Below are 23,131 nucleotides of genomic sequence, written 5' to 3'. Positions count from 1 at the left end.
CGGGTCGTGGGAAACCCGGGGCTCGTGCGGGCTTAGTCTCCGACGTATGAACCCTTCTGACACATCACGATACGTCCGGCTTCGCGTGGATCTGGTGCTGGAGGTGCCGGATGCCGAGGCACTGACCGGAGCCGCACTCGACCACATCGAGGCCGACGAGTTCATGCCGGACGACGAGCGCGGCCACGCCGAGTCGGCCGTGCGGGAGGACGAGTCGGAGGCCCTCGCCTACCTCATCGACCCCACCGACCTCGTCGCGGAGATCCCCGGCGTGGAGCTCGTACAGGCCTCCTGGAGCAGCGAGCCCGTCGAATACGACCCCGAGTCCCTGGAGTACGAGCTGGACGAGGAAGATGGGAGCTTCGACAGAGAGACCGACAACGCCTGACCGTGGGGTTGCCCACATCCAAACGGAATGTGGAACCGATCCGAGCCGTCAACGCGTTGACTGGTGCGAGGCAGGGGGCGTGTCCCCCTGCCCGGGGATGCCCCCGGGGGGTTCAGCAGCGATGGAGTGGCGTGTGAGGACGGACAGCAAGCGGCGGCGAAGGTCCATGGCGGCCATATCCGCCGTGCTCGGCGGCGTACTGATGCTCACGGCGTGCGGCGGCGGAGACGACGACAAGGCGAAGGGCGGCGGGGACGCCGCCAAGTCCCAGTCCGACGTCGACGCGGCCGCCGCCAAGGACGCGTCGAAGGCCAAGATAACGATCACGCCGAAGGACGGCTCGACCAACGTCGGCCTGGACACGACGGGCGTCACGGTCGCCGACGGCACGCTCACCGCGGTCGAGCTCAAGACCTCCGAGGGCGCCGCCGTGGCCGGCAAGATAGCCGGTGACGGAAAGAGCTGGAAGCCGGACGCCCCGCTGAAGCGCTCCACGAAGTACGCGCTGTCGGCGACCGCCAAGGACGCCGGCGGCAAGGAGGCCCACGAGAACGCCTCCTTCACCACCGTCTCCCCGGAGAACAGCTTCATCGGCTCCTTCGTGCCGGAGGACGGCCAGACCGTCGGCGTCGGCATGCCCGTGTCGATCACCTTCAACAAGCCGATCAAGGACAAGAAGGCGGTCCAGGCGGCGATCAACGTCTCCTCCAGCAGCGGCCAGGAGGTCGTCGGTCACTGGTTCAGCGAGCAGCGGCTCGACTTCCGCCCCGAGAACTACTGGCAGCCGAACTCCACCGTCACGCTGAAGATGCAGCTGGACGGGGTGCAGGGCGCCCCCGGCGTCCAGGGCGTGCAGAACCGCACCGCCACCTTCAAGATCGGCCGGAGCCAGGTCTCCACCGTCGACGCCAAGTCGAAGAAGATGACGGTGACCCGGGACGGTGCGGTCATCAAGACCATCCCGATCTCGGCGGGCTCCCCGGCGACCCCGACGTACAACGGCCAGATGGTGATCTCCGAGAAGTTCAAGGAGACCCGGATGAACGGTGCCACCGTCGGCTTCACCGACGCCGACGGCAAGGGCGAGTACGACATCAAGGACGTCCCGCACGCGATGCGGCTGTCGAACTCCGGGACCTTCCTCCACGGGAACTACTGGGGCGCGGACTCGATCTTCGGCAGCGTGAACACCAGCCACGGCTGTGTCGGCCTGAACGACGTCAAGGGCGCGGGCGACCCGAACCAGCCGGCCGCCTGGTTCTACGACAACTCGCTCATCGGCGACGTCGTCACGGTGGTCAACTCCCCGGACAAGACCATCAAGCCGGACAACGGCCTCAACGGCTGGAACATGAGCTGGGCGGACTGGAAGGCCGGCTCGGCCGCCTGACCTCCCGGGTCCCGCCGCGCGGCGGACCGGACCGTACCCGCGGATGGCGGGGCACCCTTCGGGGGTGCCCCGCCATCCGGCGTTCCCGGCGCGTGCGCACCACCGCAAACTCCCGCGCGAAGGCCCCCGTCCCCGAACTAGGGTCCGGCACATGACGACCGACTCCGTGATCCGCGCCCTCACCCCGCCCCCGTCCGACGCCGAGGCGGAGGCCTGGCGGTCGGTCCTGGCCGACGCCCGGGCCGCCGACCTGCCGCAGCTTCCGGCGCCCTCCCTGGTGGAGGTGGCCGGACGGATCCGGGTGCGGCCCGCGCGCGGACGCGCCGCCCTGTGGGCGGCCGAGGACGGCGTCGCGGGGCTCCTGCTGTTCAGCGACGCGGAGAACCAGCACACCGCGTTCCTCGACGTGCTGACGGTCCGTCCGCGGGCGCGCCGGCGGGGACTGGGCACGGCCCTGTGGGAGCGGGTCCGCGAGGAACTCCTCGCCCGGGGCCGCACCTCCGTCTCCGCCCAGATCGACCTCGGCGGCCCGGGCCAGGCCTTCGCGGAGTCGCTGGGCTTCGGATGCGTCCTGCCGATGGCCTGGTACGTCCAGGACGTCCCGGAGGCACGGCGCGCCCTGCCCGTCCGGGAGGCCGCCGCCCCGCCCGGCTACGAGCTCGTCTGCTGGCCCGGCCTGGTGCCCGACGCGTGGGCCGCCGCCGCGGCCCGGGCCCACTGCGCCATGGACGACGCCCCCGCCGGCGACATGGACGAGCAGGTCCTCGCCTGGACCCCGGAGCGCCTGCACGCCTCCCAGCAGCTGATCCTCGACCGCGGCGGCGCGCTGACCACCGTCGCCGCCGTCACCCCGGAGGGCGAGGTGGCCGCGTACACGGAGCTCGTGCTGCCCGACCCCGACGGCCCGCGCGCCGTCCAGTACGACACGGTGGTCGTCCCCGGACACCGCGGCCGTGGCCTCGGCCGTACCGTCAAGCTCCGCATGCTCGCCGAGGCGGCGGACCGCCACCCCGCCCTGCGGGCCGTAGCCACGACCGTCGCGGACGAGAACACCCCGATGCGCGCCGTCAACGAGGCCCTCGGCTACCGCCGCGAACGCGGCACGGCCGTCTTCCAGCTCACCCTGTAGGGGCGGCGGCCGGGCGGCGCGCCACGAGGGAGTACAGAACGGGCAGGTGGGTCCGCCCGAACGGGAAGCGGTACCTGCCGTCCTCCCCCCGCGGCAGGACGCCCCGGCCGTCGGACTCGGCCTCCGTGTGCTCGCCGAGCCGCTCCACGACCAGCCCGGCGCCGGCCGCGGCCGTCACGATCTCGCCGAGCGCGTGCGGGTACTGCACCGACTCCCGCGGCTGCGTGCGCAGCTCCGGATCCGCGTACGTCCCCGTGACCGGCTCCCGCTGCGGCTGCCCGCCGCCGTACGGCCAGTCGGCGACGAGCGGCTCGTAGCTGGCGAAGACCTGGTACAGCGGGTGCAGGTCGACCAGGACCAGCCGGCCGCCGGGGCGCAGCGCGGTCGCCGCCCCGCGCATCCAGGCGTCCGGGTCGCCGATCCAGCACAACACGCCGTACGTGGCGACGGCCAGGTCGAACCGGCCGCCGAGCGCGGCCGGCAGCGCCTGCGTGTCCGCCTCGACGAACTCGGCCCGCTCCGCCATCCCGGCGCGGGCGGCCAGCTCCCGGGCCCGCTCCACAGCCACCGGGGAGAAGTCCACCCCGGTCACGCGGGCCCCGAGCCGCGCCCAGCTGAGGGTGTCCATGCCGAAGTGGCACTGCAGGTGCAGCAGGTCCAGCCCGCGCACGTCCCCGGCGAGCTCCCGCTCCAGCCCCCACAGGGTCTGCCGGCCGGCGAGGAACGACTCGACGTCGTAGAACCGGTCCCCGGGCGTGGTCCCGTGCACCCGCGCCCGCTCGTCCCACACGGCCCGATTGACCGCAACCCCGTCCCGCTGCCCACTGTCATCCACCGCCCCAGTCTCCGGACACCCGCGGCCTCACGCGACCGATTTGACCGCCGCTCGGTAAGGGGGCGAGCCCGTGTGCCGCCGGGTCCGGGCGGGGTCAGTTGTCGGCGGTGGCCACGCCGATGGGGCAGGAGACGCCCGTGCCGCCCACGCCGCAGTAGCCCGCCGGGTTCTTGTCCAGGTACTGCTGGTGGTAGGCCTCCGCGGGCCAGAACGGCCGGTCCTCGGCCGGGAGGACCGCCGTGGTGATCGCGCCGTAGCCGGACGCGTTCAGCACCTCCTGGTAGGCGTCGCGGGAGGCCTCGGCCGCCGCCTGCTGCGCGGGGGAGTGGGTGTAGACCGCGGATCGGTACTGGGTGCCGACGTCGTTGCCCTGGCGGAAGCCCTGGGTGGGGTCGTGGGACTCCCAGAACAGCTTCAGCAGGGTGGCGTAGGAGACGGCCGCCGGGTCGAAGACCACGCGGACGACCTCCGTGTGGCCGGTCAGGCCCGAGCAGACCTCCTCGTACGTGGGGTTCTGCGTGTGGCCGCCCTGGTAGCCGACGAGGGTGGTCCACACCCCGGGGGTCTGCCAGAACTTCCGCTCCGCGCCCCAGAAGCAGCCCAGCCCGAAGTCCGCGACCTCCAGGTGCTCCGGGTAGGGGCCGGCGAGGGGGGTGCCGAGGACGGTGTGCTGCGGCGGCAGGGCGAACAGGGGCTCGGCGTGGCCCTTGAGGGCCTGCTCGGCGGTGGGGAGCTCGGGGGTGCGGCGGTACGAGAACATGGAATTCCCTCCTTGGTACCCCCCTCAACGGACGGGGGCGGGCCCGGATTCCCCACCTCGGGTGGAGAAGGTCCGGGCCCGCCCGTGGTCGTCGGCCGCTACTGCGCGTCGGTGGTCACGCGGACCGCCCAGTCGCGGGCGTACAGGTACCGCCGCTTGGGCTGGGAGTGGTACGACCACGGCATGGCGCCGATGTAGCCGTCGATCTGGCGGAACTGCTCGACCGCCTCCGCGTCCCGGTCCTGCCAGAACAGCATCCAGGCCAGCATGTGCCGCAGCTTGACCGCCCGCCGGTCGCCGGGGTCGGCCGCGGCGAGGTCGGCGAGGGCGGCCTCGACCGCGGCGCGGACCTCGGGCTCCTTGTAGTAGTCCTCCGCCTTGAGGTCCTCGTTCCAGGACTCGTTCTCGAAGTACGCGATCAGCGGTAGCAGCGACAGCAGCTCGCCCGGCTCGGCCCCGGCGGCGGCCCCGGTGGCGGCCCCGGTGGCGAAGCCGAGGGCCAGCTCGTGCGAGCCGCGCCACTTCGCGGCCCAGTACTGCATGCAGTGGGTGTGCGCGGTCAGCAGCTTCGGGGCGCGGGCCGTGATCTGCGCCCACAGTTCCTCGTACCGCTCGTGCGGGTAGCCCAGGCCCATCCCGATGGCCTGTTCCACCATGTACGGGACGGGGTCCGCGGGGTCGGCGATCTTCTGGGCGGCGTGCGCGGTCCGCTCCGCCTTGAGCAGCAGCTCGCGGAAGAGCCGGAACTGCTCCTGCGTGGTGCGGGCCCCGGACTGGCTGCCGCGTACGTTCCACGCGACCAGCACGGCCGTGTCGGCCTCGACGACCGCCGCCGTCGGGTCCCCGGGCCGGGCCGCCTGCCAGGCCAGCAGCCACGCGTCGTCCTCGGCGGCCGCCTCGGACAGGGCGCGTACGCGCTCCCAGCGCTCCTCCCAGTCCGTTCCGGCGGCGTCGATCCAGTCGGCGCCGGTCTGCCAGTCGCCGGCCCGGACCGCTGCGAGCGCGGCCGTCTGCTCCGGGGGTACGGGCTGTGCGTGCTCGGTGTCGAGGTCGGCCTCGGGGACGAAACCGAGTGCGACGACGGCCGCGGCCTGCTCGGCCTTGGTCTGCTCCTCCAGGGTCGCGGTGGCGGCCTGGGTGGCCGCGATCTCGGCCTCCAGGGCGTCCGACCGGGCGTTGAGTTTGCGCGCCTTGCGTACGTAGTACACGGCGCGCAGCAGTTTCAGGGCGCCCGCGAGCAGCAGGACGCCGAGGATGGCGAGTCCGATCATCACGGGGCGAGCACCAGCTTCCGCAGGGGTTCGGTGTCGCACTGGTCGGCGGTGGCCGCCTCCAGCGCGGATTCCAGCTGTGCCTCGAACTCCTCGGAGGGGTAGCGCAGTGCGGCCGGGTCGGACCAGGACAGCTCCCAGCGGGCGGTGGCGCGGGCCGTTAGCTCTACGGTGACGAGCTGGTTGAGGAGCCGTCGGACGACGGGGCGGGCGAACTCACGGGCGGTGCGGCCGGTGGCCGCGGCGGCCTCCTCGGACTTCGGGAAGCGGTCGGCGACGCGCCAGCGCAGGGCCGGGTCGGCGTCGACGGCGTCGAGGACCGTCAACAGGTCCGGGCCGCGGTCCGAGTCGGCGGAGGCTCCCGCGCCCTCCGCGGCGAAGGCGTCGCGGATGTCCTGGGCGCCCCGGTCCACGTACCGGGTCATGCTCTCGTGGACCAGGTCCGGCCAGTCGACCCGCTCCAGGGCGAGCGCCTCCGGGGTCAGCACGGCCTGCTCCAGCGCGGCCTGGGCCGCTTCGGGGGCCGAGAGGAGCGCCAGCGCGGGGCGGGCGTCCGTGCGGCCGCGGCCGTCGTCGGGCAGCGCCTCGATGCGGGCGACGCGTTCGGCGAGCGGCGGGTGGGAGTCGTACGGGTCGGTGGGCTCGGTGGGCAGCTCGCGGCGCAGGTCGTCCAGTTCGGCGGCGCGGGCGTCGAGGAGGCTGCGCAGGCCGCCGAAGACCTGGCCGGGCCGGGGCAGCAGGTCGGCGCCGAGGCCGAGGGTGGCGTACGAGTCCATGTAGAACTTGTGGGCGGGGCCCAGAGCGTTGAGCTCGCGCAGCGCGGAGGCGGCGGCGTCGCGTCCGGCGACCTTCACCGAGGCGAGGTCGGCGGCGAGCTCCTGGCGGCGGAAAGAGGAGAGGGTGGCGCGCAGGTAGAACCGGCCGTACGCCATGTAGAACTTGGCCATGGCGCGGTGGGTGGCGCCGTCGAAGCGGGTGTCGACCTCGTGGGCCTTCTTGCCCTTGGCGATTCGTTTCTCCGCCTGCTTCTCCTGCCGGGCGCGCTCCTTGGCGACCTTGGCCGCGGCGCGCTCGTGGAAGTGGGCGACGGTACGGGTGAGCTGGGCGTGCCCGCGGGCGATCAGCGCGTCGAGGCGGGTGTCGAAGTTGGCGTAGTGGCCCATCTCGTGGGCGAGCACGGCACGCAGCTGCATCTCGTCGAGGCCGGTCATCAGCGGCAGTCCGACGTACAGGCGGCGGGTGCCGGGGAGCAGGCCCAGCAGTCGGGAGTCCTCGCTGACGGCCGCGTTGACCTCGGCGATCAGCACGATTTCGTCGGGGGCGCGGGTGCCGACCTGCTCCGCCACCTCGCGGACGGTCCGCCACAGCACCGGCTCCTGCTCGGGGCCGACGGGCACGCCGGGGACCGGGTCCTCCTCGGGGGTGCGGAGCATGATCATGCCGCGCACGATCGGGACGGCGAGGACGCCGGTGACGGCGATCAGTTTGAGCAGTGCGAAACCGCGGAGCCCGGCCGCGTACGCGCCGAAATCGACGCCGGCGAGCAGGGCCAGCAGGACGAGGCCGAGCAGATAGAAGCCTGAGAGCAGGACGAGAGCGCGCAACGCGCGCAGTGAAGCGCCCATATGGGACAGATCCCCCCGGGGGTGAAGACGGTGCGGTGGCGCCGGGTGCACCGCCCGCGCGGTTCGCCGGGGCCGGGTGCGGGAGACCCGGCCGGTGCGGCGGTGCGGTGCGGTGCGTGCGGCACCTGCGGCCGCGCCGGGTCGGAGGCGGGCCGGTGGCGGAGCCGGGCCCGCCCGGACCCGCCGGCCGGCCCGACGGCCACGGGGGGATCATGCGGCCTCATGGTCACTTACGGCAACCTTATGGCCAGAGGGCGGTACGGTGCGGGCGCGTGCGTCAGTGGGGCAGGGTGGCCGGAGAACCGCCGTTGGCCTCGTAGCCGGCCACCGCCAGGGCCCGGAACACCGCGTACTCGGCGGCCGGGTCCTGCGCCGCCGACCACGGCAGGGCACCGACGCAGCCGTCCACGTGCCGCACCTGCTCCATGGCCTCCGCCCACCGCTCCATCGGCACCAGGAACGACAGCAGCATGTGCCGGACGTGCGCCAGCATCGGGTCGTCGGGCCGGGCCTGGTGCACGGCGTACAGCGCGCCCTCCACCGCCCGGGTCACCACCGCGCTCTGCCAGAACGGGGTCAGAACCAGGTCGGGCTTGTGCTCGTACACCGCGAACAGCGGCAGCGCCGCCAGCAGCGAGCCCTGCGGGGCCCGGGCCGCCGCCGCGTGGGCGAAGGCATCGGCCTTCTCCCGGGAGCCGTGCCACTTCTCGCACCAGTAGTGCAGCGCGGCGAGGTGCGCGCCCATGTGGTTCGGGGCCACGTCGATGATCTTCGCCCAGAGGGTGTCGAACTCGGCCTCCGAGTAGCCGAGCGCCCGTGCGATCGCCAGCTCCGTGATGTGGGGGACCGGGTCGCCAGGGGCCAGCAGCACCGCCTTGCGGCAGGCCTCCCGCGCCTCCTCCAGGATGATCCGGTGGTCCTCGGAGCCGACGCCGCCCGAGTGCCGCCAGGCCTGTTGCACCAGCAGCTCGGCGTGCACCTGCGCGCCGCCCGCGTCCTTCTCGGCCTGGAGCCGCCACGCCTTCAGCCAGGACGCGCCCACACCGGGCCGGCCCGGGGGCACTTCCCCGTGGACGCCGGGGGAGAGCTCCAGTGCCGCCGCCCCGGCGAAGGCCTGGACCCGCTGCCAGCGCAGCTCCCCGTCCTTGGGGGTGCCGGCCAGCAGTTGGGAGGCGGCCTGCCATTGACCGCTCTGCTGGACGACGGCCAGGGCGTCCATCAGGTCCCGGTCGGGGCCGGGGATCCGGACGTCGAGCTCCTCCTGGAGGGCGAAGCCGTAGTCCGCGGGGTCGGCGGCGTCGGGGCTACCGGGTGAAACCAGCTGCAGGCCGGCCCGCCTGCGCCGTATGAAGGGACCGAGGGCGGCCACGAGCAGGCCGACGGCGATCAGGAACCACAGAATCTCCATGCCCTCAAGCGAACCAGACCGACCCGTGCCGAGGCGAATGCGAACGCCGTGTTGCAGGAGCGTTGCGCGACCCTTCCCGGGCCACGGGTGCGGGGTGGCGCACGGCCGTACGGGCTTTAGGCTCTGCCCATGAGCGACGACAGCCATGAGCACCAGAGCTTCGAAACCCGCGCGATCCACGCGGGCAACACGGCGGACCCGCTGACCGGCGCGGTCGTGCCCCCGATCTACCAGGTCTCCACGTACAAGCAGGACGGCGTCGGCGGCCTGCGCGGCGGATACGAGTACAGCCGCAGCGCCAACCCGACCCGCACCGCGCTGGAGGAGAACCTCGCGGCGCTGGAGGGCGGCACGCGCGGCCTGGCCTTCGCGTCCGGACTCGCGGCCGAGGACTGCCTGCTGCGCACGCTGCTCGTCCCGGGCGACCACGTGGTCATCCCGAACGACGCCTATGGCGGAACCTTCCGCCTCTTCGCGAAGGTCGTCTCCCGCTGGGGCGTGGAGTGGTCGGTGGCCGACACCTCCGACCCGGAGTCCGTACGGGCCGCCATCACCCCGAAGACGAAGGTCATCTGGGTCGAGACCCCCTCCAACCCGCTGCTCGGCATCACCGACATCGCCGTGGTCGCCGAGATCGCCCGCTCGGCCGGCGCCAAGCTGGTCGTCGACAACACCTTCGCCTCGCCGTACCTCCAGCAGCCCCTCGCGCTCGGCGCCGACGTCGTCGTGCACTCGCTGACCAAGTACATGGGCGGCCACTCCGACGTCGTCGGCGGCGCCCTGGTCACCGCGGACGCGGCGCTGGGCGAGGAACTGGCCTACCACCAGAACGCGATGGGCGCCGTGGCCGGCCCCTTCGACTCCTGGATCGTGCTGCGCGGCATCAAGACCCTCGCGGTGCGCATGGACCGGCACGCGGAGAACGCGGCGAAGATCGCCGAGATGCTGACCCGCCACCCCAAGGTGCACAAGGTCCTCTACCCCGGCCTGGCCGACCACCCGGGCCACGAGATCGCCGCCAAGCAGATGCGCAACTTCGGCGGCATGATCTCCTTCTGCGTCCTCGGCGGCGAGGAGGCGGCGGTCGAGGTCTGCAACCGCGCCAAGCTGTTCACCCTGGGCGAGTCCCTCGGCGGCGTCGAGTCCCTCATCGAGCACCCGGGTCGCATGACCCACGCCTCGGTGGCCGGTTCGGCCCTGGAGGTCCCCGGGGACCTGGTCCGTCTCTCCGTCGGCATCGAGAACGCCGACGACCTGCTCGCGGACCTGACCCAGGCCCTCGGCTAAGGGCGGTCCGGCGGTCCGGCGTCCCCGCCGGGCGGCGGCTACCAGCCCTCCAGGGGCGGGGAGACGTCGCTCGGCGGGACCTCCCACGGTCGGGCCAGCGAGGCCCACACCGCGAAGACCACCGCCGCCGCGAGCAGCAGCGTCCAGCCGAACCGGCGCAGGATGCGCCGGCGGCGCAGCAGCCGGTCCCCGCGGGCCGCGGCGGCGGCCGCGAGCCCTGCCGGAACCGTCGGGTACGGGCCCTCCAGCAGCCGTCTGACCTGGGCCTCCTTGCGGTCCGGGACGCTCATGCGGCTTCCCCCTGCCCGGCCCGCAGCGCGGCCACGGCCCGCCCGGACAGCACCCGCACCCGCTCGACCGGCAGCCCGAGCTGCGCGGCCGCGACCTCGTGCGCCAGGCCCTCGTACACGCACAGCACGAGCACGAGCCGTTCCGGCGGGGGAAGCGGGGCGAGGACGCCCCGGCCGCCGTGGTGGCGGCGCCCGGTGCGGGCGAAGGCGGCGCACAGCTCCTGGCGGGTGTGGTCGTAGGGGTCGTCGCCGCGCACCCGGTGCCAGTCGGCGTACGTACGGGCCAGGGCGCCGGCGAGCAGCCGGCGGGCGGCCGGGCAGCCGTCGCAGGACACGGCGCCCGACGCGGTACCGGCCTCGGCCGTCAGCAGGGCCGCGACGTGCAGGAGCCGCCCCGCCGCGCCCGCGACGAAGGCCTCGAACTCGGCGTAGGGCACCGCTCGGTGGTCCACACGGCATATGGTGCGGGCAGGGGGACCGCCCCGGTCAAGGGGTCGGACACCGCGGGTCCGGGCCGCCCGCGGGCTCCTTCGCCGGCCGGCCCCAAGTCCCCGACGGCCCGTCGCCTCAGGAGGCGGGGCCGGCCTCCGCCACGGTGCCCATCAGCTCCGACAGCGAACCGTTGAAGCGGGTCAGCAGCCCGGTGAACGCCTTCCGTTCCTCCTCGCTCCAGCCGTCGGTGACCCGCGCCATCAGCTCGCGCCGGGACAACCGGACCTCCTCCAGCCGCGCCAGCCCGCGCGGGGACAGCGCGAGCACCACCGCGCGCCCGTCCTCGGGGTGGGAGGTGCGCTTGACCAGCCCGGTATCGACCAGCGGGGCCACCTGCCGGGTGACGGTGGAGGAGTCGATGCCCATGCCGCAGGCGAGGGCCTTGACGCCCATCGGGCCTTCCAGGTCGAGCCGGTTCAGCAGCAGGTACGCGGCGCGGTCCATCGAGTTGCGGGCCTGGCCGACCCCGCCCAGGCGGGTCTGCTCGGCGCGGCGCGCGAAGACGGCCACCTCGTGCTGCAGCGCGTCCAGGAGACCGGCCCCGAGGCGTGTTTCGGCCGCCGCGGGCAGGTCGGAATTGGCCGGGTTGGAAGGCATGGCCGTGAGCTCTCTTCGCGTGGGGCCGACAGGATGGGGGACAGAGTACGCGGCCCTGCGGCGGCTCGTACGCCGCGTAGGAGAACTGGTACGACTGGTACGAGCCCGGTACGGAACCGGCGCGGGACACGGTACGGGCCGAGCACCCGCGCCGTCCCGCATGGCCGGATTTCGCCCCTTCCGTACGGTCCGCCCCGTCCGCTCGGGACGACCGCGCGATCAGCCCGTGACCGGTGGGGGCTGCGAGACTGGCGGCATGAACTACCGCGTGCTGCAGCCCGTCCCTCCCGTCATCCTCGACGACGTCCGGGGGGCCCAGAAGATGCTCTCGGGCGTCGCCCGGGTCACCCCGATGGAAGGCAGCCGCCACCTCTCCTCCCTCACCGGCTCCCCGGTCCACTTCAAGTGCGAGAACCTCCAGCGCACCGGCTCCTTCAAGCTGCGCGGGGCGTACGTGCGCATCGCCGGCCTGCGGCCCGAGCAGCGGGCGGCGGGCGTGGTCGCGGCGAGCGCCGGCAACCACGCACAGGGCGTGGCCCTGGCGTCCTCGCTACTGGGCGTGCACGCGACCGTGTTCATGCCGGTCGGGGCGCCGCTGCCGAAGGTCGCGGCGACCCGCGAATACGGTGCCGAAGTGCGACTGGAGGGCCATGTCGTCGACGAGACCCTCTCGGCGGCCGAGGAGTACGCGGACCGCACCGGGGCGGTGTTCATCCACCCCTTCGACCACCGCGACATCGTCGCCGGCCAGGGCACGGTGGGCCTGGAGATCCTGGAGCAGTGCCCGGAGGTGCGCACGATCCTGGTCGGGATCGGCGGCGGCGGGCTCGCGGCGGGCATCGCCGTCGCGGTGAAGGCGCTGCGCCCGGACGTGCAGGTGATCGGCGTGCAGGCGGCCGGCGCGGCCGCGTACCCGGTGTCGCTCCGGGCGGGCCATCCGGTGTCGATCGACAACCCGATCACCATGGCCGACGGCATCAAGGTCGGCCGCCCCGGCGACGTCCCGTTCCGGATCATCGGCGAGCTCCTCGACGACGTCCGCACGGTGTCGGAGGACGAGCTCTCCAGCGCCCTGCTGCTCTGCCTGGAACGTGCCAAGCTGGTCGTCGAGCCGGCGGGCTGCGCCCCGGTGGCCGCGCTGCTCAGCGAGCCCGAGCTGTACGGATCCGGACCGGTGGTGGCGGTCCTGTCCGGCGGGAACGTCGACCCGCTGCTGCTGCAGCGGATCCTGCGGCACGGCATGGCGGCGGCGGGCCGCTACCTGTCGCTGCGGTTGCGGGTGGCGGACCGGCCGGGTGCGCTGGCCGGGCTGCTGGGGGTGCTGTCGGTGGTGGACGCGAACGTGCTGGACGTGAGCCACGTACGCACCGACCCGCGGCTGGGGCTGACGGAGGTGGAGGTGGAGCTGCACCTGGAGACGAAGGGGCCGGAGCACTGCACCGAGGTCGCGCGCTCCTTGCACGCCGCCGGGTACGCGGTCATCGGCTAGAGCTGGAGCCAAAGCTGCTGCTGTAGCGGGTGCCGGGTGCCCGGGGCGGGAGCCGGCCGGAGAACGGCGGAGCCCCCTTCGAACCGATCCGAAGGGGGCTCCGCCACGTCGTCCGCCGTTGTCGTGGCCACCGGTGTCATGGCCACCGGTGCCGCGTCTTCCGGTCGTCCCGCGGGATCCGGGCCGATCAGCCGGTGAACGGCTTGACGTCGAGGATCCGGACCGAGGCCGTCTTGCCGTTCGGCAGCTCGTACTCGGCGTCCTCGCCGATCTTCTTGCCCAGCACGCCCGCGCCCAGCGGGGACTGCGGGGAGTAGGTCTCGAAGTCGTCCGAGGCGTACTCACGGGAGGCGAGCAGGAAGGACATCGTGTCGTCCTCGTCACCGTCGAAGGCGATCGTGACCACGGTGCCCGGCGCGACCTCGCCCTCGGCGGCCGGAGCCGTGCCGACCTTGGCGTTCTCCAGCAGCTGCGTCAGCTGGCGGACGCGGAGCTCCTGCTTGCCCTGCTCCTCCTTGGCCGCGTGGTAACCGCCGTTCTCGCGCAGGTCGCCCTCTTCACGGGCAGCTGCGATCTTGATGGCGATCTCCGTGCGTGCGGGACCAGAGAGGTAGTCCAGCTCGGCCTTCAGCTGGTCGTACGCCGCCTGGGTCAGCCAGGTGACGCTCTCGCTCGTCTGGGTCACGGGTGCTCCTCGTCGGTACAGGGGACTACTTGTCCGCCGGTGGCGGGCGAAACCACGAGCCTAACAATTCGGGAAGAAAAGGGGGAGGACACCGTGTGTATGAAGTGTGTCATCGGGCCCCTGAGCAGCAACGGGACCAAAGTGCCGCCCGGATCGCACCTGGCGTGCCACCGGCGTTCCGCCCGGCGTCACCGCCGGGCCGGAAGGTCAGCGCGCGGACCCCGCCGCCTGGCAGCCGACCAGTTCGATCATAGTGGCGCGGGCCGTGGTCTTCAGCGTGACGACCTCGTCCACCCGCGTCTCCTCCTGCGCGAAGGTGAAGTCCGCGCGACCCACCTCGCCGTGGCCGGTGTCCTGGGAGATCAGGGTGCACACCCCGGTCACCGAGGCCTCCTTGCGCACCTCCAGGTGCACCTTCACCTCGGAGTCCGACACCACCTGGAACTTGATCACTTCGGCGCTGACGGCCTTGCCGGTGACGTAGCCCCAGCCGATCCAGCCGACGACGGCCAGCAGGCCCGCGCCGAGCACCGAGCCGACGATCTTCAGCGTGCGGTCCGCGCGCTCGTCCGCCGACCGGCCGTAACGGCCCTCGGGCAGGCCCTCGCGCACCGTGCTCATGATCGTCCCTTCCGAGAATGACGGGTTCCACTTGATTCCGGGCTCGACCCCGGAATTTTTCCGCCCCCCGATTCGGTCACTATAGGAGCCGTCCGCCTGACGAATCACAGAGGATCCTGTCTTGACCGAGCAGCTGCGATTGATGGCCGTCCACGCCCACCCCGACGACGAGTCGAGCAAGGGCGCGGCCACCATGGCCAAGTACGTGTCCGAGGGGGTGCCCGTGCTGGTCGTCACCTGCACCGGCGGCGAGCGCGGCTCGATCCTGAACCCCAAGCTCCAGGGTGACAAGTACATCGAGGAGAACATCCACGAAGTACGCGCCAAGGAGATGGAGGAAGCCCGCCAGATCCTCGGCGTCGAGCAGGAATGGCTCGGCTACGTCGACTCCGGCCTGCCCGAGGGCGACCCGCTGCCCCCGCTGCCCGAGGGCTGCTTCGCACTGGAGGACGTCGACGAGGCGGCCGGCCGCCTGGTGGAGAAGATCCGCGCCTTCCGGCCGCAGGTCATCACCACGTACGACGAGAACGGCGGCTACCCGCACCCCGACCACATCATGACCCACAAGATCACGATGGTGGCCTTCGACGGTGCCGGCGACGCCGAGAAGTACCCCGAGGCCGAGTTCGGCCCGGTCTTCCAGCCGCAGAAGCTCTACTACAACCAGGGCTTCAACAAGCCCCGCACCATCGCCCTGCACGAGGCGCTGCTGTCCCGCGGCATGGAGTCCCCCTACGGGGAGTGGCTGGAGCGGTGGAAGGAGTTCGAGCGCAAGGAGCGGACGCTGACCACGCACGTCCCCTGCGCCGACTTCTTCGAGATCCGTGACAAGGCGCTCATCGCGCACGCCACGCAGATCGACCCGGACGGCGGCTGGTTCCGCGTCCCCATGGAGATCCAGAAGGAGGTCTGGCCCACGGAGGAGTACGAGCTCGCCAAGTCGCTCGTCGACACCTCCCTCCCCGAGTCCGACCTCTTCGCGGGCATCCGGGAGAATGCGTAGCCATGAGCGCTACACAGGCAGCACTGATCCAGCTCGTTCCGCTGGCGGGCGACACCTTCGACAAGAACAAGGTGACGCCCGGAATCCTGGGCTTCCTCGTCTTCGCGGCCCTCGCCCTCGGGGTGTGGGGGCTGATGAAGTCGATGAACCGGCACATGGGCCGGGTCGACTTCGAGGAGGCCCCGGAGCCGGGCCCCGCCCCCGGGGCCACACCGTCGGCCTAGCCGGAACAAGCCCCGGCCCGGCCCGGGTCCCGGCCCCGCCGGCCGCGCCCCCGCCCGGCCCCGCCCGGCCCCGTCAGGCCGCACCCCCGCCCGGCCCCGCCCGGCCCCGTCAGGCCACGGCCTGACCGGCCGCGGCCGGGCCCGCCGTCTTCCGTCCCGGAGCCCCGGCGACGCCCGCCCGATGGCGCCCACCGCCGGGCGGCGCCCCGGCGTGCCGCGGCTCGGGCCGAGCCGGCGGGGCCGGTTCGTGCCGCTGCCCGGAGCCGTTCGAATTTCCACCCCGCCGGCGTTCGAGGCGCCGGGGGGCTGGGGGCGGAGCCCACGGTTTCGGGAAGGGGCGGGGTGGGGAACCGCTCCGCGCAGCGGCAGGTGGGCCGACGGCAGCGGACAAGGCGAGCCGGGCGGTCAGAGGGCCGGCGGCGGCCGGGGTGGGCCGAGCGCGGTCAGGGGGACGACGGCGGCAGCGGGACGCCCATGGTTTCGCGGGACCGGAGGGTCGGGGTCAGGGCCAGGCGCCAGGCCTGCCAGCCTTCCGCCGGGTCCACTCCCCGCCCCAGCACCACCGCGTACGCGTCCAGGCAGTCGGCCAGCCGACCGTCCCGCATCGCGTGCGGCGACCCCGCCAGCCGGGCCAGCTCGGCCCGTGCCTCCTCCACGCCCGCCGCACCCGGCACGGCGTACGGCAGCAGCGTGCACCGCAGGAACCGCGCCCAGTCCTCCCCGCGCCGGTCGCCGTACGAGATGAACAGCCGGGCCGCCTCCTCGCACAGGTCGAGCGCCTGAGCCACCCGCTCGTTGCCGGCGTCGACCACCGCCAGCTCGACGCAGGTCCACGCCTCCCCGTGCGCGAGCCCGATCCGCCGGAAGTCGGCGCGCGCGTCGACCAGCAGTTGCCGGGCGAAGCCGGAGTTCTTCAGGTTCCCGGTCTGCGCCGCCCGCTGGTCGCGGGTGACCCGGCCCGAGTGGTGCCGTGCGTAAGCCAGCCCGTACACGTCCCGCATCCGGGAGAACATGGTCCGGGCCCGCTCCAGTTCCCGGACCGCCTGGTCGAGGTCGCCCGCCTCCTCCAGCGCCTGCCCGAGGTAGTACAGGGTCCACGCCTCGCCGCGGGCGTCCTCCGCCTCCCGGTGCCGCGCCAGAGCCTCCCGCAGACGCTCCGCCGCCGGCCCGGGGTCCCCGTCCACCACGCGGGCCCGCCCCAGTTGGGTCAGGGCCCAGGCCCGGCCCCGGTCGTCCCGGGTGCGCCCGTACAGGTCGAGGGCGAGCCGCAGCTCCTCCTCCGCCCGGGGTACCGCGCCGAGCCGCAGGTACACCTGCCCCAGCTGGAAGTGCGCCCACGCCTCGCCGTGCACGCTCTCGTTCTCCCGGTGCAGGGCCAGCGACTGCTCCAGCAGCGCCATCGCCTCCCCGAGCCGCGCCCGGTCCCGCTCCACCGCGGCCAGGGCGTGCAGGCCCCACGCCCGGTCGCCGGCCAGCTTGTCCGGCTCCTGCAGCTCCAGCGCCTCCCTGATCCGGGCCGCCGCCTCCCGCAGCTGCCCCTGGTGGTGCAGCGTGATGCCGAGCGAGATCAGCGCCATGCCGGCCCCGGCGTCCTGCTGCGCCTCCCGGTACTGGTCGACCACCGACGCCAGTGTGGTGCGCGCCTTGTCCAGTTCGCCGAGCTGCCGCGCCGCGATGCCCGTACGCCACTGCACCGACCGGGCCATCCGGCCCTGCCCCGGCTCGCCCGGGCGGGCCGCCTCCACCGCCTGCGCCAGCTCGTTGATCTCCCCCAGCCGGTACAGGTCCCCGCGCAGCAGGCAGAAGTCGCACAGTGCGCCCAGCAGGTCCAGCACGGCCTGCTGGTCCACGTCCTCGGTGTGCCGCAGGGCCGCCGTGATGAAGCTCGACTCCTCGTCCAGCCAGCGCAGCGCCGCGTCGAGGGAGGGGAAGCCGTGGCCACCGAAGTGGCCGGCGCGGTGCGAGGTCTTCCCGTCGACCATCCGGATCACCGCGTCCGCGAGCTGCGCGTAGTTGCGGATCAGACGGCCGTGCGCCGCCGAGGACGCGGCGCGGTCCTCGTCCGCGGCCAGCCGCGCCGCCGCGTACGTGCGCACCGCGTCGTGCATCCGGAACCGCTCGCCGCGTACGGGGTCCAGCAGGCCCGCCCGCGCCAAATCGTGCAGCAGCAGCCCGGCCGCCGCCCGGTCCGTGTCGATCAACGCGGCCGCGGCCGACGGGCCGAGCGAGGCCCGGCCGGCCAGGGTGAGGCGGCGCAGGAGCCGGCGCCGCTCCTCCGGCAGGCAGGCGTACGCCAGGCCGAGGGCCCGCTCCAGCCGGAGGGCGGGGGCCGGGGCGGGAGCCGCGGTTCCCCCGGTTCCGGTTTCCCCCTCCGCGGCGGCGGCCAGGGCCTCCGGGGCGGAGGCGGCCACCGGGGCCAGGACGCGCAGGGCCAGCGGCAGCCCGCCGCCCACGGCGAGGAGCCCCGACGGGGTGCCGTCCCCGCTGCCGACGGCCGTGCCCTCCGGGAGGTCCGCCGCGAGGCGCAGCAGCTCCGCCGCGTCCGCGTCCGCCAGCGGCTCGACCGGTAGCTGGTGCACCCACGCCCGGACGTCCGGCAGCTCCAGCGGCTGCTGCGCCGTCACGAGCACCAGGCTCTCCGACCGCTCCGGCACCAGCATCCGGACCCGCTCGGCGTCCACCGCATCGTCGAGCACCACCGTCACCGGCAGCCCCTGGAGGTGCTGGTGGTACAGCTCGCCCAGCCTCCGCACCTGCTGTTCCGCCGAGGCCCCCTCGCGGAACAGCAGCTGTTCGCGGGGCGCGCCCAGCCGGTTCAGCAGGTGCAGCAGCGCCTCCCGGGTCGGCAGGGGCGCGTCCCCGACGCCGCGGCCGTCGCCGGGGCCACCGGCCGGGCCGCCGCCCCGCAGGTCCACGACGCACGCGCCCCGGAACTGGTCGCGCAGTGCGTCCGCCGCCCGCAGTGCCAGGGCCGTGCGGCCGGTCCCGGGCTCGCCGTGCAGCACCACGACCACGGGGCGGGTCTCCGTACTGGCCCGCGCGGCCCGCACCCACTGTGCGATCCGGGTCAGCTCGGCCCGCCGCCCGGTGAAGGGTTCCGCGGACTGCGGGAGTTGTGCCCACGACTGCTCCAGCACGCTGCGCCGCCGGGCCTCCGTACTGCGGTCGCCGCCGCGCAGCTGCGGGCCCGCCGGGCGCGGGACCTGCCGGGCGGCCTGGCGGGCCGCGGCCGCCACCGCTCGTTGCTGCTCCAGGAAGGGGCGTATCCCGCGCACCTCCAGCGCCGACAGCCACTGGAGCCTCAGCTGCTCCGGTCCGCCGGGCCGCCCCCGTTCGCCGGCCCGGCGGTTCGCGGCGGGCAGGTGCAGGGCCGTCACCTTGGCGACCGCGGCGGCCGCGCCGGCGATCCCGGTGACGGCCCCGGCGGTTAAGGCCGTACCCGTCGCGACGCCCAGCGACAGGTCCGCGCCGGCGGCCGCGACCGCCGCCACGGCCGTGACGAGCAACGCCGTCGAGGTGTTCTGCCGCCGGAAGGCCTCCCCGAGGGACTCCTCCCCGGCGGCTGCCTCGTCCAGGGCCCGTACGTACGCGTCGTACTCGTCGGCGGCGCTCGCCGCGAGGGCGTCCAGCGTCTGGCGGCCGCGCGCCAGCAGCGCATCCCTGTCGGCCGGTGCGCCCGTCCCGGATGTCCGCCGCATCTCCTCGTCCACGGCCCGTTCCAACAGTCGCTCGGCCTCACCGCGATGGCTGTCCCGCATCGGCATCCCCTCAAGAGAGCTCCGGCAACGTGCCCCAAGTGTGGGACCGCAGGCCCGTGCGCGACAGGGAACTTGAGCTAGATCAGAGGGAGTTGGGCCGCATCCGGCACACCGCGTGCATATATGTGCGTTTCCGCACCGTCCGGCCGGTGCACCGCCACGCACGGTGACCACGGGCCGCGCCCGGCACGCTCCCAGGGCCGGCGGCCTACGCGAAGGGCACGGTGACGCACGCGAGACGCGGGCCGGCGCTGCCCGCATGACCGGACAGGGTGGCGGTCGCGTGCTCGTGCACCACGACCGACCGGGCCTCGCCGGCCCGGATCCGCCAGCCGACGGACGCCTGCGAACGGCCGTGGCCGCGCGCGTCCGTGACCAGGTCCAGCCACGCCTCGTTGCGCGGGTTGGCGTACACCGGGTCGACGGAGGGCTGCACCGGGTCGGCGGCGTCCTGGTAGTGGGTGCCGGCATCGGCGGGATCCGCCCCGCACGGCTGCCGGTGCACGTGGGCGCCGAAGGTCCGGTCGGCCTCGACGCCCTCCAGCCGCAGCTCGATCCAGGTGCCGTGGTCGCCGGTCCGCTCCGTCACCCGGATCCGGCTGCCCGGCGGCACGGACCCGGGGGCGTAGGTGACCGCCCCGTACCCGGCGTCGCCGGCCTCCCGGAAGGACGCGGCCACGCTCACCACGCCCTGCGCGGGGTGCAGGGTGCTCACGCCGGGCGTCAGGGCCAGCGACGCGGCGAGCACCGTCGTCATCAAGGCCATCTCGGCCCCTCCTCGGTCGGGTCGGGTGTCAGGCCGTACCCCATGCTGACCCACGATCTGCCGCGACACGACTCCCGCGCAGCCGATCGTGCACCCCCGGCCGCGCGGCCCGCCCGCGCCCGCCCGCGGACCGGGGCGGCGCGGCGGCGAGCCCGTACACTCCGGCAAGATCCAACTGCACGTTACGGGAGACCTGGTGACGGTACGAGAGATACGCGCGGTGGCCCGGCTCGTCGGCCGCCGCACCACCCTGCGCTACCTGGCGCTCGGCGCCGGCGCGGCGCTGCTGTCCGCCTGCACCGGCAAGGACGAGCCCGCCGCCTCCGCCTCCCCCAGCTCTCCGGCCTCTCCCGCCCCGCCCTCCGCCCCGGGGTCCCCGTCGGCCCCGACCCCGGCCCCGTCGTCGGCCGCGGCCTCGCCCACGCCCGCCGCCACGGGGGTGGTGGGCCGGGCCTTCGCCGAGTTCGTCAAGGGCGCCTGGACGATCAGGTCGACCCTGCCCGGCGGCGGCATCGGCGGCCGCAAGGACACCGGCCGCGCCTCGGTCCGCGAGGACGGCACCTGGACGATCGTCTGGTCCGGCATCGCCGGCACCTGGACCGGCCGCTGGTCCCTGCGCGGCGGCCGGCTGGACCTCCAGGTCCTCACCGGCCCGAAGGAGCTCACGGCCCCCGACATCTCCACCTCGGTCGCGGAGAAGGTCCCCGAGACGGTGAAGGACAACCTGGGCATCATGCTCCCCTGGTACCCGATGGGCGCCCAGGACGTCTTCGGCCGCCTGGAGGTCGCGTACAACGGCACCGACCTGCGGATCCGCCATTTCGACATGTCCGGCGCCATGTCCATCCACATGTGCCACCGCGCCTGACCGCCGACGCCTGCGCCGACCGGACCCCGTCCGCGGAGCGCGGCCGCGCCCGGTGCGCAAGGATGGCACCATGCCGAACCGCCTCGCGAACGAGACCTCGCCGTACCTCCTCCAGCACGCCGACAATCCCGTCGACTGGTGGCCCTGGTCGCCGGAGGCCTTCGCCGAGGCGCGCGAGCGCGACCTGCCGGTGCTGCTCAGCGTCGGGTACAGCAGCTGCCACTGGTGCCATGTGATGGCGCACGAATCCTTCGAGGACGAGCTCGCCGCCGCCTACATGAACGAGCACTTCGTCAACATCAAGGTGGACCGCGAGGAGCGGCCCGACGTCGACGCCGTCTACATGGAGGCCGTACAGGCCGCCACCGGGCAGGGCGGCTGGCCGATGACCGTGTTCCTCACCCCCGACGCCGAGCCCTTCTACTTCGGCACCTACTTCCCGCCCGAGGCCCGGCACGGCATGCCCTCCTTCATGCAGGTGCTGGAGGGGGTGCGGTCGGCCTGGGCCGGGCGGCGCGAGGAGGTCTCGGACGTCGCGCAGCGGATCGTGCGGGACCTGGCCGGCCGGCAGCTGGACTACGGCGGGGCCGGCGCCCCCGGCCCTGAGGAGCAGGCGCAGGCGCTGCTCGCCCTGACCCGCGAGTACGACGCCGTGCGCGGCGGGTTCGGCGGCGCCCCGAAGTTCCCGCCGTCGATGGTGCTGGAGTTCCTGCTGCGCCACCATGCCCGCACCGGGGCCGAGGGTGCGCTGCAGATGGCCGCCGACACCTGCGAGGCGATGGCCCGCGGCGGCATCTACGACCAGCTCGGCGGCGGCTTCGCACGCTACTCAGTGGACCGGGACTGGACGGTGCCGCACTTCGAGAAGATGCTCTACGACAACGCGCTGCTCTGCCGGGTCTACGCGCATCTGTGGCGGGCCACCGGCTCGGACCTGGCGCGGCGGGTCGCGCTGGAGACCGCCGACTTCATGGTCCGGGAACTGCGGACCCCCGAGGGCGGGTTCGCCTCCGCGCTCGACGCCGACAGCGAGGACCCGGACACGGGGAAGCCCACGGAGGGGGCGTACTACGCCTGGACGCCCGCCCAGTTGGCGGGCGTGCTCGGGGCGGAGGACGGGGCGCTGGCGGCGGCGTACTTCGGAGTGACGGAGGAGGGGACCTTCGAGCACGGCACGTCGGTGCTGCAACTGCCGCAGGACGGTCCCGTCGTGGACGCCGGGCGGATCGCCGGCATCCGGGAGCGGCTGCTCGCGGCGCGCGCCGGGCGGCCCGCGCCCGGCCGGGACGACAAGGTCGTCGCGGCGTGGAACGGACTGGCCGTCGCCGCCCTCGCCGAGTGCGGGGCGTACTTCGACCGGCCGGATCTGGTCGAGCGGGCCACCGAGGCGGCCGACCTGCTGGTGCGGGTCCACTTCGAGGCGTCGGCCGGCCGGGCGCCGCGGCTCGGCCGCACCAGCAAGGACGGGCGGGCCGGCGGCAACGCGGGGGTCCTGGAGGACTACGGGGACGTCGCCGAGGGCTTCCTCGCCCTGGCGGCCGTGACCGGGGAGGGGGTGTGGCTGGAGTTCGCCGGGGTCCTCCTCGACCTGGTGCTGGACCGGTTCACCGCCGAGGACGGCAGCCTCTACGACACCGCGCACGACGCCGAGCAGCTGATCCGGCGCCCCCAGGACCCGACCGACACGGCGGCCCCCTCCGGCTGGACGGCCGCTGCCGGAGCGCTGCTGTCGTACGCCGCGCACACCGGTTCGGAGGCGCACCGCACGGCCGCGGAGCGGGCGCTCGGCGTGGTGCGCGCGCTGGGTCCGCGCGTCCCGCGCTTCATCGGGCACGGGCTGGCGGTCTCCGAGGCGCTGCTGGACGGTCCGCGCGAGGTGGCCGTGGTGGGCCACCCGGACGATCCGGCGCGGGCCGAGCTGCACCGGACCGCGTTGCTGGGGACGGCTCCCGGGGCCGTGGTGGCGGTCGGGCTGCCGGACGGCGCGGACGGGAGCGGAGACGAGTTCCCCCTTTTGGCGGAGCGCACTCTCGTGCACGACCGCCCCACGGCCTACGTCTGCCGTCATTTCGTCTGCGCGCGGCCTACGACGGATCCGGTCGAGCTGGGCGAGCAGTTGGGTACGGTTCGTCCGCGAATCTGACGGAGTACCGTCAACTCCATTTCCTGGCGCGCCGGGTCGCCGGACCGCTTTTCACCGGGCGAGCGGCTGAATGTCATGTTCACTGCCTACTCTCATGGCTTC

Annotated in this window: 21 protein-coding genes; 9 read left to right on the top strand and 12 right to left on the bottom strand. The window is 73.9% G+C overall.

Features of this window, described 5'->3' with window-relative positions; translation table 11 throughout:
• The first annotated feature begins 85 nt into the window (after positions 1 to 85).
• The 3 genes from ACFV7Q_RS08660 (at position 86) to ACFV7Q_RS08650 (ending at position 2,907) form a co-directional block, all read left to right on the top strand.
• Complete coding sequence (locus ACFV7Q_RS08660) at positions 86 to 388, top strand: hypothetical protein (protein WP_385425380.1); 303 nt, start codon at positions 86 to 88, stop codon at positions 386 to 388.
• Between the two features lie 121 nt (positions 389 to 509).
• Positions 510 to 1,778, top strand: coding sequence for an Ig-like domain-containing protein (locus tag ACFV7Q_RS08655; RefSeq protein WP_385425377.1), 1,269 nt, complete (start codon positions 510 to 512; stop codon positions 1,776 to 1,778).
• Positions 1,779 to 1,929: 151 nt separating this feature from the next.
• Positions 1,930 to 2,907, top strand: a complete 978-nt coding sequence (locus ACFV7Q_RS08650; protein WP_385425375.1) for a GNAT family N-acetyltransferase — start codon at positions 1,930 to 1,932, stop codon at positions 2,905 to 2,907.
• Here ACFV7Q_RS08650 and ACFV7Q_RS08645 read toward each other — a convergent pair.
• The 5 genes from ACFV7Q_RS08645 to ACFV7Q_RS08625 form a co-directional block, all read right to left on the bottom strand.
• A complete protein-coding gene (locus ACFV7Q_RS08645; RefSeq protein ID WP_385425372.1) occupies positions 2,897 to 3,742 on the bottom strand; it encodes a class I SAM-dependent methyltransferase in 846 nt (281 codons plus the stop codon). The two genes, ACFV7Q_RS08650 and ACFV7Q_RS08645, sit on opposite strands and share 11 nt — an antisense overlap.
• A gap of 94 nt (positions 3,743 to 3,836) precedes the next feature.
• Positions 3,837 to 4,502: a peptide-methionine (S)-S-oxide reductase MsrA gene (gene msrA / locus ACFV7Q_RS08640; RefSeq protein WP_385425370.1), complete on the bottom strand. Its 666-nt coding sequence runs from the start codon at positions 4,500 to 4,502 to the stop codon at positions 3,837 to 3,839.
• 98 nt (positions 4,503 to 4,600) lie between these two features.
• A complete protein-coding gene (locus ACFV7Q_RS08635; RefSeq protein WP_385425367.1) occupies positions 4,601 to 5,773 on the bottom strand; it encodes a hypothetical protein in 1,173 nt (390 codons plus the stop codon).
• Positions 5,773 to 7,398, bottom strand: a complete 1,626-nt coding sequence (locus ACFV7Q_RS08630; RefSeq protein ID WP_385425364.1) for a M48 family metallopeptidase — start codon at positions 7,396 to 7,398, stop codon at positions 5,773 to 5,775. The genes ACFV7Q_RS08635 and ACFV7Q_RS08630 overlap by 1 nt, the downstream gene beginning before the upstream one ends.
• A 277-nt stretch (positions 7,399 to 7,675) precedes the next feature.
• Positions 7,676 to 8,806 carry a hypothetical protein gene (locus tag ACFV7Q_RS08625; protein ID WP_385425361.1) on the bottom strand — a complete coding sequence of 377 codons (1,131 nt, stop codon included), beginning with the start codon at positions 8,804 to 8,806 and terminating at the stop codon, positions 7,676 to 7,678.
• 129 nt (positions 8,807 to 8,935) lie between these two features.
• Here ACFV7Q_RS08625 and ACFV7Q_RS08620 point away from each other — a divergent pair, with 129 nt between their 5' ends.
• Positions 8,936 to 10,093 carry a cystathionine gamma-synthase gene (locus ACFV7Q_RS08620; RefSeq protein WP_385425358.1) on the top strand — a complete coding sequence of 386 codons (1,158 nt, stop codon included), beginning with the start codon at positions 8,936 to 8,938 and terminating at the stop codon, positions 10,091 to 10,093.
• A 38-nt stretch (positions 10,094 to 10,131) separates the two neighbouring features.
• Here the strand turns inward: ACFV7Q_RS08620 and ACFV7Q_RS08615 are convergent, their stop codons facing one another.
• The 3 genes from ACFV7Q_RS08615 to ACFV7Q_RS08605 form a co-directional block, all read right to left on the bottom strand.
• Positions 10,132 to 10,383: a hypothetical protein gene (locus tag ACFV7Q_RS08615; RefSeq protein ID WP_385425355.1), complete on the bottom strand. Its 252-nt coding sequence runs from the start codon at positions 10,381 to 10,383 to the stop codon at positions 10,132 to 10,134.
• Positions 10,380 to 10,835, bottom strand: coding sequence for a sigma factor-like helix-turn-helix DNA-binding protein (locus ACFV7Q_RS08610; RefSeq protein ID WP_385425352.1), 456 nt, complete (start codon positions 10,833 to 10,835; stop codon positions 10,380 to 10,382). The genes ACFV7Q_RS08615 and ACFV7Q_RS08610 overlap by 4 nt, the downstream gene beginning before the upstream one ends.
• Positions 10,836 to 10,950: 115 nt before the next feature.
• A complete protein-coding gene (locus ACFV7Q_RS08605) occupies positions 10,951 to 11,472 on the bottom strand; it encodes a MarR family winged helix-turn-helix transcriptional regulator (protein ID WP_385425349.1) in 522 nt (173 codons plus the stop codon).
• Between the two features lie 256 nt (positions 11,473 to 11,728).
• On the opposite strand from ACFV7Q_RS08605, the gene ilvA reads away from it, so the two are divergent.
• Positions 11,729 to 12,961, top strand: a complete 1,233-nt coding sequence (gene ilvA, locus ACFV7Q_RS08600; protein ID WP_385425347.1) for a threonine ammonia-lyase — start codon at positions 11,729 to 11,731, stop codon at positions 12,959 to 12,961.
• Between the two features lie 187 nt (positions 12,962 to 13,148).
• Here the strand turns inward: ilvA and greA are convergent, their stop codons facing one another.
• Both greA and ACFV7Q_RS08590 read right to left on the bottom strand, forming a co-directional pair.
• Positions 13,149 to 13,646, bottom strand: coding sequence for a transcription elongation factor GreA (gene greA / locus ACFV7Q_RS08595; protein WP_385425344.1), 498 nt, complete (start codon positions 13,644 to 13,646; stop codon positions 13,149 to 13,151).
• Between the two features lie 207 nt (positions 13,647 to 13,853).
• Positions 13,854 to 14,267, bottom strand: a complete 414-nt coding sequence (locus ACFV7Q_RS08590; protein WP_385425341.1) for a DUF4307 domain-containing protein — start codon at positions 14,265 to 14,267, stop codon at positions 13,854 to 13,856.
• 121 nt (positions 14,268 to 14,388) lie between these two features.
• Here ACFV7Q_RS08590 and mca point away from each other — a divergent pair, with 121 nt between their 5' ends.
• Complete coding sequence (gene mca, locus ACFV7Q_RS08585; protein WP_385425338.1) at positions 14,389 to 15,270, top strand: mycothiol conjugate amidase Mca; 882 nt, start codon at positions 14,389 to 14,391, stop codon at positions 15,268 to 15,270.
• Between the two features lie 2 nt (positions 15,271 to 15,272).
• The gene (locus tag ACFV7Q_RS08580) at positions 15,273 to 15,494 is read left to right on the top strand and encodes a hypothetical protein (RefSeq protein ID WP_385425335.1); all 222 of its coding nucleotides are present in this window, start codon (positions 15,273 to 15,275) and stop codon (positions 15,492 to 15,494) included.
• Between the two features lie 443 nt (positions 15,495 to 15,937).
• Here ACFV7Q_RS08580 and ACFV7Q_RS08575 read toward each other — a convergent pair whose 3' ends face one another.
• Complete coding sequence (locus ACFV7Q_RS08575) at positions 15,938 to 19,252, bottom strand: tetratricopeptide repeat protein (RefSeq protein WP_385425332.1); 3,315 nt, start codon at positions 19,250 to 19,252, stop codon at positions 15,938 to 15,940.
• 208 nt (positions 19,253 to 19,460) lie between these two features.
• Positions 19,461 to 20,018: a superoxide dismutase family protein gene (locus tag ACFV7Q_RS08570; RefSeq protein WP_385425329.1), complete on the bottom strand. Its 558-nt coding sequence runs from the start codon at positions 20,016 to 20,018 to the stop codon at positions 19,461 to 19,463.
• Positions 20,019 to 20,214: 196 nt separating this feature from the next.
• Between ACFV7Q_RS08570 and ACFV7Q_RS08565 the strand changes: the two genes are divergently transcribed.
• Positions 20,215 to 20,886, top strand: a complete 672-nt coding sequence (locus tag ACFV7Q_RS08565; protein ID WP_385425327.1) for a hypothetical protein — start codon at positions 20,215 to 20,217, stop codon at positions 20,884 to 20,886.
• Between the two features lie 70 nt (positions 20,887 to 20,956).
• Complete coding sequence (locus tag ACFV7Q_RS08560) at positions 20,957 to 23,029, top strand: thioredoxin domain-containing protein (protein ID WP_385425324.1); 2,073 nt, start codon at positions 20,957 to 20,959, stop codon at positions 23,027 to 23,029.
• Positions 23,030 to 23,131: the final 102 nt, after the last annotated feature.

This window comes from Streptomyces sp. NPDC059851 (genome assembly GCF_042732005.1).
Taxonomy (GTDB): domain Bacteria; phylum Actinomycetota; class Actinomycetes; order Streptomycetales; family Streptomycetaceae; genus Streptomyces.
Note: the sequence above shows the minus strand (reverse complement) of the source record. Positions and strands in the feature narration are given on the sequence as shown.